This window comes from Alistipes shahii WAL 8301 (assembly GCF_025145845.1).
Classification (GTDB): domain Bacteria; phylum Bacteroidota; class Bacteroidia; order Bacteroidales; family Rikenellaceae; genus Alistipes; species Alistipes shahii.
This window is the reverse complement of record NZ_CP102253.1, coordinates 1,360,318-1,375,018: the sequence shown is the minus strand read 5'-3', so window position 1 is coordinate 1,375,018 and position 14,701 is coordinate 1,360,318. Positions and strand designations below refer to the sequence as shown.

Here is a 14,701-nt window from a genome sequence, read left to right as displayed (position 1 = left end):
CGCTCCGCGGTCGAATACCTCCGATTGAACCTCATTTTCGGAGGGGGTGGTTCCCCGCCGAAAAAGAAGGTCCTAGTCGTGAGACTCGGACCTTTTTTCTTTTCCTTGCAGGGCCTGACCGTCAGAGTCCGGCCAGCTGTTCGCGGCTCACGCTCACCTCGACGCTCCCGAGCGCGTAACATCCGATGTCGTAGGGATTGTAGTAGAACGTGATGCCTTCGGGCGTGACGAGGAAATTCTCCGTTACACCGATGTATTCCGGGAAAAAACCCTTCGTTTCCAGCTCTTCGTCGCTCCGGACCCCGTATTGTTCGTATATATCTTCGCGGATCAGCCGGTTGAGCCGCTCCAGCTGCGTTTCGGTGAACAGGTCGGCCGTCGTGATTTCGTAACCGCCCGCCAGCGAATAGTTGTAACATTCCGTGCCGTAGATGCCGTGCGCTCCGCCCGTGTAACTTGCCCGCGTGATCACGTAGCAAAGGAGCGTGTCGACGACCGATCCTTCGGATTCGACGGAGATTTCGCCTTCCCATGCCGGACGGACGGTGCTTTCCGGTGTATTCCCGGGAGGCGTCATGTCGCTGGTAACCTGACGGATCGCGGCCGAAGCCGCCTCTTCGGGCGTCCCTTCGAAATTCTCCAGGTCGAAAAAACGGTCGATGTTCATTCGTTCGATCGCTGCGAGGGCGGGGGAGTCCTGGGCGTTGGCGATCGAAGCGAAGCGATATTCGAAATCGCAGGAGAAGCCGTTCCCGCTGATCAGCGAGTCGGTGCTTACGACGGTGAACTGCGGCCGGACAGGGCGTTTCGTGCAGGACCCGGCCGTCAGAGCGGCGGCGGCCAGGAGGGCGAGGGTGGGGAATTTCATGGCGATACGTTTTTATGTCTATCTGTAAAGATAGCTCAAAAAGCATTTGCGACGCCCAAAAACGAAAAAAATCACAGATTTTGCCGGAAAATTTTGGAGTTTCGAAAGAAGGCGTTATCTTTGCACCACAAAACTAAACCGGTGGATTCATCTAAGGGTTAGGATACATGCCTCTCACGCATGACATAGGGGTTCGAATCCCCTATCCACTACCAAACTGACGGCTGCACGCAAGTGCGGCCGTTTTTTTGTTTCGGATCACCGGGGGCTCCCCGGCTGTTTTAACCCCTGTCGCCTTTTCCTCCGGTCTGTTCCCCTCTGCGCGCCGATTCTGTTCGTTATTGAAAAAGGCCTGTTGGTGATGATTGTCCCGGGGTTCGTTGAATTAATTTGCCGCCGTCGCGCCAGTCCTCTATTTTTGCTTCAAAATTGCAAATAGAGTTTTTATTTTAATAGTATGATTATGAAAAAATTAGTGTCTATGACCATGGCTATGGCCATGATGGCTGCCCTCTTCGTGGCGTGCGGGGATGACGGAACGGACGATGAGACGCCCCCCCCCGCTGTTCCGACTATCGCATTGGACGGCGGTGACATCGACCAGCCGCAGGAGATCACGAATCCGATGTCGGTCAAGATCGGCGTGACGGCTCCCGGAGCGATTGCGGGCTTCACGGTTACGATCGACTCGCCGGCTCTGACGGCCGAAATGCTCGCAACGGTAGGTTTGGCTACCGAGCTGAACCTCGTGAATCCCGGCAGCATGGCCGAGGCGCTCGGTGCGCTCGGGTTCCCTTCGGGGGAGGCGGTTTCGGGCAAAACGGCCCTGACGTTCGATATTTCGAAGCTTGTTCCGATGATCGCGCAGATTTACAATGAAACCTCGGATCACAAATTCATTCTGAAAGTGACCGATGCGAAGGGTAAGAGCACGACCAAAACCCTGACCTGCCACCTGACGGGCAAGGTGGCTCTGGCCTATAACAACGATGCCGATCTGTGGGCCAATACCGCGACCGTTACGGCTGCGAATGTTCCCGATGGCGGCAGCGTGCAGTATCGCGTAAAGGGCGCCGCCGACTGGACCGACGCCGTGCTCGTCGAAGGTTCGAAATACCGCCTCGCTCCGGTTTACGAAACGTCGAAAAATGCGGCGGGACTCGATGTTCATACGATTAAGGCCGGTACGGGCGTTTTTGCCGCCACGACCTACGAAGTTCGTATCGCAAAAGACGGGCAGGCCGTCGACAGCAAGGAGTTCGCCACGGCGGTCGGGGATAAGATTCCCAACGGCGACATGTCGGGCTGGTCGAAGCGTATCTGGATTGATGGAAGCAACAACGAATTCCCGATCACGTATCCCAATCCCGAAGGCATGAAGGTCTGGGACAGCGGCAATAATGCATTCCTCGAGCAGAATAACGGAGAAGAGACGCTCTTTACGCCGCTCTGCCGTCAGGATGAGACGGAGCCGGGGACGGCCCGTTTGCAGGCCCGTATGGTCCTTGGCTTTGTTTTCGCTCCGGGAAATATGTTCACCGGCGATTTCGATTATTCGGGCTTCTCCGGGACGGTCAATTTCGGTAAGCCTTACGCCTGGACGGCCCGTCCGCGTGCTCTGAAAGTGCGTTACAAGGCGCAGATCGGCAAGATCGACAAGGTGGGTTCGTACGACCCCGACGGAGCGTCCTATCAGGATAAGCAGGATTGTGCGCGTATTTTCGTGGCCGTCGTTAACTGGAAGGCACAGCACGGCGTGACCTCGGGTATGACGGCGCCCACGGGTATGTGGGACCCTGCTACGGCGAAAAGCCTCGACGAAGGGGCGATTCTCGGCTATGGCGATCTGGTCATTACGCAGACTGCAACCGGCTGGATCGAGGCGACGCTCCCGTTCAACTGGTATGCAAAAGATGCTGCCAATCCCGCTTCGGCTCCGTTCTCGCTGGTGATTTCGTGCGCTACGAGCATGCGCGGCGACTACCTGACGGGTTGTTCGACCAATACGATGCAAGTCGACGATTTCGAGTGGGCCTATTGATTGGAAACCATGTGCCCGGACCGAAGCCCGCAGGGAGCGGGACGGTGAGTAGGTAGGGTATTCGGACCGGGTTCTTCCTTTCTTTGTCCTGCTCCCGAAAAAATGCGACGGCCGCCTTATCGAAAGGCGGCCGTCGCGGCGTTGGTTAGTTAAGGTATTAAAGGTTGGTGGGGTTTTATTTCTCGAATTTCGCCTTGAATTTGTCCAGCTGGCGTTTTAGGGCGTCGATGGCTTCGTCGACCGACTCCTCGAAGGCTTTCGACTGGTGGCAGGCCACCAGGTCTTCGCCGGGCATGTGCAGCGTGATGGTTGCGAATTTATTTCCTTTTTCGTGGTCCTTATCGAGTTTGAGAATGACCTCGGCTCCGGTCGAGCGCTCCGCAAAGCGGTCCAACTTCGCCATTTTGGCATTCACGAATTCGACGAGCCGTTTGTCGGCGTCGAATTTCACGGATTGAATCTGTACGTTCATAGCCTTACAGTTTATAAAAGTTAATCATTTGCCTCCCTTTTCGCGGGGATGGGCCTTCGCGTAAATCTCCCGGAGCCTGGCGATGCTGTTGTGCGTGTAGACCTGTGTGGCCTGCAACGAGGCGTGCCCGAGGAGTTCCTGTATTTCACGCATATCGGCGCCGCTGTTCAGAAGGTGGGTGGCGAATGTGTGCCGCAGCACATGGGGGCTTTTCTTGCCCTGTACGCCCGCCCTGTCCAGTTCTTCCTGCACCGTTCGGTACACCGCCGTCCGGGATATGCGTTTTCCTTTGTGTGTTAAAAATAGTGCTTTTTCCGATGAAATGCAAATATTTTGCCTCTCAATTAACCCGATGTAATGTAAAATCTTTTCGCGCACGAATTCGAGCATCGGGACTATCCGCTCCTTGTCTCCCTTGCCCCGGATGCGCAGCGACGAGAAGTCCGCGGAGAAATCGTCGCGGTCGATGCCGACCAGTTCCGCCAGGCGCAGGCCGCAGGTGTAGAGGAGAAGTATGATCAGCGAATTGCGCTCGCGGACGAAGTCCTCGCTGTCGCATTCGCATTCGCTGACGATGCCGTTCATGCGGCTTTCGGGGACGAAGGCCGGCAGCCGCTGCGAAGTCCGCAGCGAGGGGATCGGATGCACGACGTCGCGGCCGACGGCTCCCGTGCGGAGCAGCCAGCGGAACAGCGCACGCAGCGACGAAATCTCGCGGTTCATCGAGGCGGCGCTCACGCGGCCCGTTTCGGTGCGGTAGAGAATCCATTCGCGGATGTCGTCCGTGGTGATCCGCTGCGGTTCGAACCGTGCGTCGTCGACCCCCAGCCACGCGAGGAACTGCTCCACGTCGTGGCGGTAGTTGCGGACCGTGAGCGGCGAGTAGCGGCGTTCGGCTTCGAGGTATCGGACGAAATCGGCGATCATACGTGAGCAAAGGTACATAAAAGCCGGATACGGTGCAAAACCGGATCGTATTCGGCGCAGCAAGGACGAGCGCGCACTGAAAAGTGTCGTCACGGCTCCAAAGATAGGGAAAAACCTTTACCTTTGTCCCAAAATGAAAGCGATATGAAACAGAGCTGGAAACCGGGGACGGTGCTTTATCCGCTGCCGGCGGTGCTGGTGAGCTGCGGCGCGGCGCCCGAGGAGTATAACATGCTGACCGTGGCGTGGACCGGAACGGTCTGCTCCGACCCGCCGATGTGCTTTATCTCGGTGCGTCCCGAACGCCATTCCCACGCGATTATCAGCCGTACGGGCGAGTTCGTCATCAACCTCACGACGCGCCGTCTGGCGCGCGCCGCGGACTGGTGCGGGGTGCGCTCGGGCCGGGACTTCGACAAATTCCGCGAGATGGGCCTGACGGCCGTGCCGTCGGAAAAGGTCGCCGCACCCCTGATTGCCGAATCACCCGTCAACATCGAATGCCGTGTCCGGCAGGTGCTGCCGCTCGGGACGCACGACATGTTCCTGGCCGAGGTGGTCGGCGTTCAGGCCGACGAGGCCTACATAGATCCGGCGACGGGGCGGTTCTGCCTCGAACGGGCCGATCCGATCGTCTACTCCCACGGCGAGTATTTCGCGCTGGGCGAGGCGTTGGGTCATTTCGGCTGGTCGGTGCGCAAAAAGAAAAAGGCGCCGAAGAGACGCTGATATTTCCGATTCGCTCTGTTTCGGGGTCGTAACGACGCTTTTTCCGGCCGGAAAGTTCTGCGGAACCATTTGCAATCCCGTGTTGCACCCGTTCTATTTTTTCCTATCTTTGTTCCATGAAAACAAGCCCGATAAGATATGCGCTGTTCGCCGCTTCGGCGATCCTGCTGCTGGCGGGATGCGTCAAGATGCCGAAACCGGGGACGCAGAATCCCGAGGAGCCGGACAATCCCGATTCCCCCCCCCGACGGAATACCTCTATCCCTTCGGCGATGAACCCGGGCAGATAACGGCCGAGATCGCGCTGTCGTTCGGGCCGGGGACCGATCTTTCGGCGGCGCATATCGAAATTCCTCCCCTGAAATACAACAAGTCGCTGCTGCTGCTCCTGACGCAGGACGACTGCAAGCAGGCGGCTTTCTCGACCACGTGGGCCGCGATCAACGGACGTCCCCTTTCGGATACTTATTTCTACAATGCGCCGCATCTGCGCGGCGGGGATATGCCGCCCGATACCTACTCTTTCGGCAAGGCGCTGGGCTCGACCGACGGGACGGGACGCGAAGTGCGCTTCTCCTTTACCACCGCCATTTCCCCCGAGTGGGGCTATATGGATGACAAGGCTGTGGTGCGGCCGGGCTTTACGGAGAATTATTACCGCTTTTTCATGCGGGCGGGGTTGATGTGGGACGATGTGATCGAGATGCTCAACTACGGGGTCGGAATCGCCTTCCACGATGTGAACACGCTGTCGGTCGATGTGCCCGACTCGATCCGTGCGCACTTCGTCTCCTCGCAGCGGATCATCCTCGACCGCCTCGCGGGACGCGGCTGCAAGATGCTGATCGAACCCAACGGCAACAAGGCTTATGTCGCGGCGGCGGAGGGCTACGATCCGATCCAGACGATTTTCCTGCAGTCGGGCGGTGAGAAGCTCCGGCCTTTTGCCGTGAACGGCGATCTGCTGCGAACGCGCATCGAACGGGGGCTGTGGCTGCCAGCGGCGATTCCGGCGGTGATCGAGGCGCAGATGGCCCGACCCGTGGAGGAGCGCGAAGCGGTGAATATCGGCGTGCACGGCACCGACCGTTCCTGGTCCGAGATGCTGCTGTGGCTCAACAACACCTACGGCCGGGATGGCGAAGATTGCCTGTGGATGCCTGCGGCCGAGGAGTATTTCGAATACAACTATCTGCGACACCATGCCGTCGTAAACGCGCGGGCGACGGAAAACACGCTCACGCTGACGGTCGAGATGCCCGGCGGACTCTATTTCTATTATCCTTCGCTGACGATCAATCTTCTGGGCGTCGATCCCGGAGCCTGCACGGCGGTCGGCGGCGGTGAGACGGTCACGGGGCTTTCGTGGGGCCGGGGCCGGACGGCGGATGACGGGGCGGAGGCGTTGATGGTCAATTTCGATTGCCGGCATGCCCTGGTCGTGCACGCCGAACATTTCGTGGCGGTTTACGAGGCCGACCCTTCGGCGGCGAACCGGGCCGACGCCCGCTATTTCGTGGCCATGCTCAAGGACTCCGACTGCAAGGCGAGACTTCTCAAACGGATAAAATAGACGCGGAAAAATAACGAAAAGGAGGCGAACGGAAAACGATTCGCCTCCTTTTTTCGTCATTAATGCGGCGGTTTCGCGAATAATCGCTATCTTGCGTAGCGTAAAATCCGGCCTCCCGCCTGCGTGGGGACCGAAGCCTTTGCCGACGAGGCGATCAACCGGAAATGGGATGAAGAAACTGCTTTTCGTGTTTGCGGGACTGGCCTTCGCACTGACGGCCGCCGCACAGGAATTCCGAATTACGCACGGGCCTTACCTGTGCGACATGTCGCAGGACGGAGTGACGGTGGTCTGGACCACCAACAGGCCCGCGCTTTCGTGGGTCGAGGCGTCGCCCGCCGACAGCCTTGCGCCCGCACCGCCGCCGCGCCATTACCAGACCGTCGCCGGCCGCAAGCTGGCCGGCAGGACGCTGCACGCCGTTCGTGTCCGGGGGCTGCAACCCGGGACCGACTACCGTTACCGGATCTTTTCGCAGGAGGTTCAGTCGTGGCCCGACGTCAACAACGTCACCTATGGAAAGACTGTCGGCGCCGATGCGTCGCGGCGCCGGGCCTACGGGTTCCGCACCTTTCCGGCTGCGGGTTCCGGATGCTCGTTCCTCGTGCTGAACGACATCCACGGCAAGGCCGACGTCCTGACCCGGCTCTGCAAACGCGTGGACTTTTCCGAACTGGGATTCGTGGCTTTCAACGGCGACATGTCGAGCAGCGTCGAGAGCGGGGAGCAGCTTTTCAAGGACTACCTCGACGCTTCGGCCGCGCTTTTCGCTGCCGGGACGCCGATTCTCTTCACCCGCGGCAACCACGAGACGCGCGGCGTCTTCGCCGACAGCCTCGGGGATTATTTTCCCGGGCGGGACGGGCGGTTCTACGGCATTTATCGCTACGGCGACGTCTGTATCCTGCTGCTCGACTGCGGCGAGGACAAGCCCGACGACCATGCGGAGTACAACGGGCTGGCCGATTACGACGCCTACCGCGCCGAGGAGTGCGCGTGGCTGAAAAAGGCCGTGCGCTCGGAGGAGTTCCTCACGGCTTCGGCGCGCATCGTCCTGCTCCATATCCCGCCTGCGGCCGGGGCCTGGCACGGGAGCGTTCACCTGAACGAACTCTTCGTGCCGGTGCTCAACGAGGCCGGGATCGACCTGATGCTCTGCGGCCACGACCACCGTTATTCGTTCCATCCCGCCGGGGAACGGGACGCGAAGTTCCCGATCGTGGTCAACGACAACCGAAGCTGCGTGCGCTGCGATGTCGCCGACAGCCTGATCCGCGTACGGATCGCCGGTCCCCGCGACAAGACGGTCCATACGCACGAATTTCCGCTGAAACCACAATTTCAACCATAACCTGAATCAATATGAAGAGACTCTTTTTTTCGCTGTGCGCCGTCGGTCTGTCGTGCGCGGCCTTCGGGGCGGGACCCGAGGTCAACATCGTTCCCAAACCCCTCTCGGTGACACCCGGCGCGGGGACGTTCACCGTAACCGCGTCGACCGTGATCGGCGTCGACAAGAATGCCGAACTGCGCCGCTCGGCCCGGATTTTCGCCGGGGAGGTCGCGCCTGTCGTCGGAGGGGTGATGAAAACCGCCGCCGAGGGCGACGTCCGTCTGGCGGTGGACGGCTCGCTGGAGGCCGAGGCCTATACGCTCGCCGTGACTCCTTCGGGCGTCGAGGTGCGCGGCGGAACGCCGCAGGGCGTCTTCCACGGCCTGCAAAGCCTGCGCCAGCTGGTCATCGACGGCGAAGGCGTCGTGCCCGCCGTGACGGTCAGCGACAAACCCTATTTCGCCCACCGCGGGGGCATGCTCGATCCCTGCCGTCATTTCTGGACGGTGGACGAGGTCAAGGAGTATATCGACATCCTCGCCATGCACAAGCTCAACAAGTTCCACTGGCACCTGACCGACGATCAGGGCTGGCGTATCGAGATCAAAAAATACCCCGAGCTGACGCGCGTGGGATCGGTGCGCGGGGAGACGCTCATCGGCCACCATCACACCTCGAGCGAGTATGACAAGACGCCTCACGGCGGCTATTACACGCAGAAGCAGATCCGCGAGATCGTGAAATACGCCGCCGACCGCTATATCACGGTGATTCCCGAAATCGAACTTCCGGGGCATGCCGTCGCGGCGCTCACCTCCTATCCGTGGCTGGGCTGCAAGGGCGAGGGCTACGAGGTGCGCCGGCGCTGGGGCATCAGCAAAGAGGTCTTCTGCCCGGGCAAGGAGACGACGTTCGAGTTCCTGCAGAACGTCTTCGCCGAGGTGCTCGAACTCTTTCCCTCGGAGTTCATCCACATCGGTGGCGACGAGTGTCCGAAGGACAGCTGGAAACAGTGCCCGCTGTGTCAGGAGCGCATCCGGACCGAGGGGCTGAAGGACGAGTTCGAGCTTCAGAGCTACACGGTGCGCCGCATGGAGAAGTGGCTCCGCGAGCACGGCCGGAAGATCATCGGCTGGGACGAGATTCTCGAAGGCGGCGTTTCGCCCACGGCGACCGTCATGTCGTGGCGCGGCTCGAAGGGCGGCATTGCGGCGGCCAAGGCCGGCAACCACGTCATCATGGCGCCCAATGTCCATTGCTACCTGGACTACTACCAGACCAAGACCCCGACGAAGGAGCCGATGGCCATCGGCGGCTATGTCCCGATGCGCAAGGTCTACGAACTGGACCCCTACGACCAGCTTACGCCCGGGGAGCGTGCCTACATCCTCGGCGTGCAGGGCAACCTGTGGACCGAGTATATCGCCACGTTCCCGCACCTGAAGCACATGCTGCTGCCGCGTCTGGCCGCCATCGCCGAGGTGGGCTGGTCCTACGACCGCAAGGATTTCGACGACTTCAAACACCGCATGAACTCCCTGCGCAAGTGCTACGATGCCGCAGGGCTGAACTACGCCACCTATTTCTTCGAAGGCAAGGACGAATAGCCGTCCGGTCCGTAAAAACATCCCCGTAATGCGCATGAAGTTTCCGGGGATTTACAAAGCAATGCTGTAACTGAATAAGTTACGGCATTGCTTTTTTATGAGGTAATGATTTAGAAACGCAAGTCTCGAATAAACTTACATCGAGGTTCATCCTGTCAAACAACTCTATACAAATATACGAAATATCTGATAAAAAAAGCAAATATGATTTTTATTACTCCATTTGCCGATTTATGGCGGACATCAGCGTCACCGTCGATCATTTTTTCCTTTGAGCGGACTGGAACGGTCTGGAGCGGACATAGGAATCGTTTTCTGAAGGCTTGGATTATCTTGCACATCCTTAACGCAGAAATCACCTAAACCCTCAGCATTATGGATTGCGTCCTTATGGAAACGAGCGCCTATAAAGAGTTGCAGGCGCACCTTCAACGTCTTCTGGAGCGAGTGTCTGCGCTCCATTCCCTCTCCGCCCAACCGACAACTGTCCGGTGGCTTACGGCCGAGGAGGTCTGCAAGGCCTTGAGCATCACCAAGCGGGCCTTGCAATACTACCGCTCCGCCGGCATTATCCCTTATACAGCATTAGGGAATAAAGTACTGTTCCGGGACGACGACATCCGGCATCTCCTGGAAAAGAATCTGATAAAAAGCCTGTAGCATGCCCGAAGAGATCATCACCCGCGACAGCGCCGCATTCAAGGAACTGTACCGCGACATCGTCAAAGCCATCCGGGCTGTCGATATTCTGATCGACACGCACCGCCCGACCATCGGAAATGAACTGTACCTGACCAGTGAGGAGATTTGCAGCATCTTCAGCATCTCGAAACGCTCCTTGCAGAATTACCGGGACAACCGCCAAATCCCTTATACTACTCTTGGTGGAAAGATTCTTTATCCACAGTCCTCGCTTTATAAACTGCTGGAACAGCATTATATGAAAGCGCAGCGCTGATGTAGCCTGTATAAGGGGAAGATCAAATCACTCTTCCCCTCCTTTTTTGGACGTATAACTGATATAGTTGCTCGGATGGATCACGCATATCTGCCCATCCGGTGTCCCGAAATCAATGAGGATCGGATATTTGTAAAGCGGAAGATAGTATTTCTTTCCGAAGGACTTGCGGATTGCCTCCGCAGCCAGCAGGATTCCCGATTCGGCCGTTATGGGACGATCGTATCCGGGATATAGTCGCATGATCTCCATGCGGCATTTATTGATGTCGTCGAGCGTAAAGACCTCTCCGCGGATGATGCGCAGCAGACGCAAGGTAAGTTCGTATTCGCGGGACAGATTTCGACGTTGGTCGTCGTTTGTAGCTTCCTCCAACTCTTTCTTCAACCGTTCGGCTTTTTCTTCGAATGTGGCCATATTTATAGTTCTTTTTGTGTAATGATTCTGTTGTCGGCAAGGGGCAGTAAAATTCCGAGGCCTTTGCCGTCATTCATCCTGCGGCAGAAAATCCCGGACGTATTTCCTGGCCGTGTAAATGTCGCGTTCGATGGTAAGTCCGAACGGCAGACGAAGAGATGCCAGCTCGGAGAGCATTAGGTAGCCCCACTCCCATTCGTAGATATGGCAATAACCGAACAGGCGCCAGTCGTCGCCTTCACGTTCGGCTTCGGTAATGAGCCATGTCCCCGTACCGCAGGGGTTGAAATATTTGACGAGGACTTCGGCATCCATTCCTTTTCCATCCTGTGAGTGGAAAGGGTGTTTCTCGAATTTCGAGATAATTTCTTTCGTGAGCAGTTTCATAAGAAATAATATTTTGACTGTCCGGAACGCCCGGACAGCAAGAGACGAATAGCCGCTGCATGCGACAAAGACAAGGCGAAGACCTTGGCGTGTCGTCCGCAGCGGCTATCTTGCTGGACGGGTCGGCGTAAGAAAAAATCATTTACAATCCTTGTTCACAGCAGGATAAATGGTTATCTTTGTTATGGACTACTCTAAATGACAAGCAGATGATGAATCGGATCATATTAATCGGTAACGGCTTCGATCTGGCGCACGGACTGCCGACGAGTTATGCGGATTTTATTCGTGGATACAATATCACTTTGAAATTAGGATTGCTGGAGGGTGAATATGAGCGATATGATGGTCTATGTTCTGTCAATATTTCTGATCCGGAGGATAGGAAAACCCTGGAACAGTTTCGCTGGATGTTGCAAGATAATACGTTTCGGTTTATACGAAATTTGGGAGAAATAACACCAGCAGAACAATATGATCATTTCGTCAGTGATCATTTAATTTATGAAAGTAAGTTCTTCGAAACAATAAATAAAGCCGTCGAATCAAAAAAATGGGTAGATATCGAGGGAGAATACTATTCACTGCTCAAAAAAGTTTTCAAGGACAAGTCTTGTAAGTATGGAGATCCCATTCAACTCAATGAAGAACTGGAATTGATAAAGGGGGCTTTGACGGGCTATCTAAAATCTGTTCAAAAGCATTATATCAAATCAGAGTTAAGGAATCCGGATATTGAACAAATTATTCATGAGCCATTTAACTTTCGTGATGTCGCCGTGAGTGCTCAAAAGCAATTTCTGGAATATATCGTGAACAAGTGGGCCGAGAAAAACAGGATTGAATCGACAGGCGAAGAAACCAAGGCGGATGAGAGTTTCGCTGCAATAGCATCAAACCTCGTAACAAACTGGGAAAATGAAGGGCTGAAGTCCAAATTCATTGAAGAAATTAAAAACGGCAATGGTGCAGTTTGCGACGAATTTGCATATCCGGAGAGAACCCTATTATTGAACTTCAACTATACGAAGACTGCCGACTTATATCTTCCAGCAAATTCAGACATTCCCGTAAATCATATTCACGGAGAATTGGATAATGAGCAGAATCCTGTTATTTTCGGTTATGGGGACGAACTGGACGAGGATTATAAGACTATTTCGAATCTGAATGATAATAGCTACCTAACCAATATCAAATCTATCCGTTATCTGGAAACGGACAATTACCGTCAATTACTTCAGTTTATTGACACCGGTCCCTATCAGATCTATATCATGGGGCATTCGTGCGGCAATTCGGACCGCACATTGCTCAATACTTTATTCGAGCATAAAAATTGTGTATCGATAAAACCTTATTATTACGAATGGACTGACGAAGAAGGAGGTCATAGCGATAATTATATCGAGATCATCCAGAATATTTCGCGTAATTTCAACTCCATGCAGTTGATGCGCGACCGTATCGTAAATAAATTGTATTGTCGGCCTTTGCCGCAAAAACCTAAAGTGGCAGCGATTGAATGATCGCTGCCACTTGTGTCTATTCCTCCGGTTCCCAGTCCGGAATCTGTATTGTGTCCTGTATTTGGGGACAGTGAATGATTTCCACTTCTTCGTATTCATAAACATTGCAACTGCCGAAAAGAGAAGCTGCCAGTGTACCCCAAATTGCAACAAGCAGACAGAACAGAATTGCATGCTTGATTTTTTGTTGCTTCATAATAATTTGTCATTTTAAGAGTTCAGCAATTTCCGGATCGAGATTACCCCGATACTCCATGCGCTCGTCCAATCGACAGGCTTCGAGGAAATGGCGGCGGCCCTCCTCCTTGCGCCCCAGCCGCGAGCAGGCGATAGCCCGCAGGTACTCCGTCGCGGCATCTTCGGGCATCGCGGCCAGCAACTCCATCGCCCGCTCGTTGTGATCCAGCGACAGATGGGCCACGACCGTGTTGCGGTCGTTGTAGTCGTTCAGAATATAGAGTGCTTTGGCGTATTTGCGTTTCTGCAACAGCTCCACGCCGCGGGCATAGGTCGTGTCCAACTCCGTGGTGTGAATCGTATCCTTTACCATCCCCTTGCGGCGCAGATTGTAACGGAAATTCACGGCCCGCAGCTGCGGGTAGATCACCGAACGGATATAGGCATACTCTTTCGGGAACCGCAGCCGGATGGCCTGCTCCCGCCGGTCGGGATTCTTTTCTGATGCAATTAGCGCAAGAATCGCCTCGCGGTTTTCAATGCTTTTGTCCGTGCGAATGCGCTGCGTCAGCTCCGGCCAGTTCTCGGCCACCCACCGCACGATAAGCATCGTGTCGATGCTTCTGCCGTATCGGCGGACAAGATAGCGTTTCAATGCCTGTGCCCGTCCTTGCGAAAGACGGTCGTTGAAAGCGTAAGCTCCTTCCGGAGACGATGCCGCCGTCAGCGTGATGGTATCGACCCAGAACTCCTGCTGTTCGACGATCTGCCGTATCAGGCCGGTGATCTTGTCCAGCTGTTGCCGGTTGTCGCCCAGCGTATCGACCACGCGGGTATCGCCCACGAAAAACTGAATGTAATTGCGATCTTCGACGGTCACGAACTTGTCGATGACCTTGATGCGATACCTCGGCACGGTATCTACGAAGGAGAGCATCGAAGATACGACGTAGCTCAACGTATCGGACGGCGGCAGCCGGTAGGCGCTGTCGTCCACGGCCAACACCTGTCCTTGAAGCGTTACCAGCATCTTTTTCGAGGTCTCGTCGGTTTTCACTGCTTGGGAATAGTAATACGTGACGGTGCTTCGTCCTTCGACCAGTGAATCGAGCCGGACGTCTTCGGGATAGGGAAACTTCACGAAACGGTTGAAGGCCGCCTCGCGCCCCACGGTATCGGGGCGGAAGCGTTCGACATAGGTTTCGTACTGCCAGTAGTCGCGCTCTTGCAGCAGCGAGAAGCGTCCGCCGCGGATCACCAGATCTTCGAGCGCCACGGATTCGTCGGGCTTGTGCAATATCGGCGTGATTACGACGCTGCGGCTTCTGCCCAACAACTGTTTCGGCAGCGTCACGATGAAATCCAGCACGACACGACCGTTGCGCTCGGGAATAGACCGCATCTTCGCCACGACCGTCACCTGCTCGATCTGAAGCGCCATGACACGCTCGCCGTCGGCAAGCGTATCGACCGGAGCAAGAAAGAACGTGTTGCTGTCACGCTGCAACTTCACGACCTGCGGGCGGTAGTCCTGCTGCCGCTCCTGCCGCTCGGCGCGGGTAAGCTGCGAGAGCGAGGCTGTCATCTGCTGCCGCTGAAGCCGTCCGGCCACCGAACAGCCGAACATCATCCATAAAACCCCGACGGTGATTCCTACAGTTATGATTTTACGTGTGTTCATCG

The 14,701-nt window shown here is 56.1% G+C and carries 15 protein-coding genes and 1 tRNA gene; 9 read left to right on the top strand and 7 right to left on the bottom strand.

All coding sequences use genetic code 11. From position 1 onward, the window contains the following. Nucleotides 1-121: 121 nt before the first annotated feature. On the bottom strand, nt 122-868 hold the full coding sequence (locus tag NQ492_RS05915) for an RsiV family protein (RefSeq protein WP_015547162.1): 747 nt from the start codon (nt 866-868) through the stop codon (nt 122-124). Nucleotides 869-1,008: 140 nt separating this feature from the next. Here NQ492_RS05915 and NQ492_RS05910 point away from each other — a divergent pair. Together NQ492_RS05910 and NQ492_RS05905 are read left to right on the top strand one after the other, a co-directional pair. Next, a tRNA-Glu gene (locus NQ492_RS05910) sits at nt 1,009-1,083 on the top strand. A gap of 266 nt (nt 1,084-1,349) precedes the next feature. Further along, on the top strand, nt 1,350-2,909 hold the full coding sequence (locus NQ492_RS05905) for a PCMD domain-containing protein (protein WP_259873934.1): 1,560 nt from the start codon (nt 1,350-1,352) through the stop codon (nt 2,907-2,909). A 175-nt stretch (nt 2,910-3,084) separates the two neighbouring features. Here NQ492_RS05905 and hpf read toward each other — a convergent pair whose 3' ends face one another. Together hpf and NQ492_RS05895 are read right to left on the bottom strand one after the other, a co-directional pair. Then, complete coding sequence (gene hpf, locus NQ492_RS05900) at nt 3,085-3,381, bottom strand: ribosome hibernation-promoting factor, HPF/YfiA family (RefSeq protein WP_015547163.1); 297 nt, start codon at nt 3,379-3,381, stop codon at nt 3,085-3,087. 24 nt (nt 3,382-3,405) lie between these two features. After that, a complete protein-coding gene (locus NQ492_RS05895) occupies nt 3,406-4,308 on the bottom strand; it encodes a tyrosine-type recombinase/integrase (RefSeq protein ID WP_015547164.1) in 903 nt (300 codons plus the stop codon). A 144-nt stretch (nt 4,309-4,452) separates the two neighbouring features. Between NQ492_RS05895 and NQ492_RS05890 the strand changes: the two genes are divergently transcribed. The 6 genes from NQ492_RS05890 (at nt 4,453) to NQ492_RS05865 (ending at nt 10,508) form a co-directional block, all read left to right on the top strand. Further along, the gene (locus NQ492_RS05890; protein WP_015547165.1) at nt 4,453-5,037 is read left to right on the top strand and encodes a flavin reductase family protein; all 585 of its coding nucleotides are present in this window, start codon (nt 4,453-4,455) and stop codon (nt 5,035-5,037) included. A 178-nt stretch (nt 5,038-5,215) separates the two neighbouring features. After that, entirely contained in the window at nt 5,216-6,610 is a 1,395-nt protein-coding gene (locus NQ492_RS05885) for a polysaccharide deacetylase family protein (RefSeq protein WP_015547166.1), read from the top strand. Between the two features lie 169 nt (nt 6,611-6,779). Next, a complete protein-coding gene (locus NQ492_RS05880; protein WP_015547167.1) occupies nt 6,780-7,961 on the top strand; it encodes a purple acid phosphatase family protein in 1,182 nt (393 codons plus the stop codon). An 11-nt stretch (nt 7,962-7,972) separates the two neighbouring features. Beyond that, entirely contained in the window at nt 7,973-9,550 is a 1,578-nt protein-coding gene (locus NQ492_RS05875) for a beta-N-acetylhexosaminidase (RefSeq protein WP_015547168.1), read from the top strand. Nucleotides 9,551-9,925: 375 nt separating this feature from the next. Then, on the top strand, nt 9,926-10,210 hold the full coding sequence (locus NQ492_RS05870; protein ID WP_018696786.1) for a helix-turn-helix domain-containing protein: 285 nt from the start codon (nt 9,926-9,928) through the stop codon (nt 10,208-10,210). Nucleotide 10,211: 1 nt separating this feature from the next. Then, entirely contained in the window at nt 10,212-10,508 is a 297-nt protein-coding gene (locus NQ492_RS05865; RefSeq protein WP_009598269.1) for a helix-turn-helix domain-containing protein, read from the top strand. Between the two features lie 27 nt (nt 10,509-10,535). Here the strand turns inward: NQ492_RS05865 and NQ492_RS05860 are convergent, their stop codons facing one another. Both NQ492_RS05860 and NQ492_RS05855 read right to left on the bottom strand, forming a co-directional pair. Beyond that, nucleotides 10,536-10,925: a hypothetical protein gene (locus tag NQ492_RS05860; RefSeq protein WP_015546615.1), complete on the bottom strand. Its 390-nt coding sequence runs from the start codon at nt 10,923-10,925 to the stop codon at nt 10,536-10,538. Nucleotides 10,926-10,994: 69 nt separating this feature from the next. Next, the gene (locus NQ492_RS05855) at nt 10,995-11,312 is read right to left on the bottom strand and encodes a DUF2958 domain-containing protein (RefSeq protein ID WP_009598209.1); all 318 of its coding nucleotides are present in this window, start codon (nt 11,310-11,312) and stop codon (nt 10,995-10,997) included. Between the two features lie 209 nt (nt 11,313-11,521). Here NQ492_RS05855 and NQ492_RS05850 point away from each other — a divergent pair, with 209 nt between their 5' ends. Continuing rightward, nucleotides 11,522-12,841 carry an AbiH family protein gene (locus NQ492_RS05850; protein ID WP_130065999.1) on the top strand — a complete coding sequence of 440 codons (1,320 nt, stop codon included), beginning with the start codon at nt 11,522-11,524 and terminating at the stop codon, nt 12,839-12,841. Between the two features lie 16 nt (nt 12,842-12,857). Here the strand turns inward: NQ492_RS05850 and NQ492_RS05845 are convergent, their stop codons facing one another. Together NQ492_RS05845 and NQ492_RS05840 are read right to left on the bottom strand one after the other, a co-directional pair. Continuing rightward, nucleotides 12,858-13,037 carry a hypothetical protein gene (locus NQ492_RS05845; RefSeq protein WP_009598202.1) on the bottom strand — a complete coding sequence of 60 codons (180 nt, stop codon included), beginning with the start codon at nt 13,035-13,037 and terminating at the stop codon, nt 12,858-12,860. A 9-nt stretch (nt 13,038-13,046) separates the two neighbouring features. Next, a complete protein-coding gene (locus NQ492_RS05840) occupies nt 13,047-14,699 on the bottom strand; it encodes an OmpA family protein (protein WP_130062506.1) in 1,653 nt (550 codons plus the stop codon). Nucleotides 14,700-14,701 lie beyond the last annotated feature (2 nt).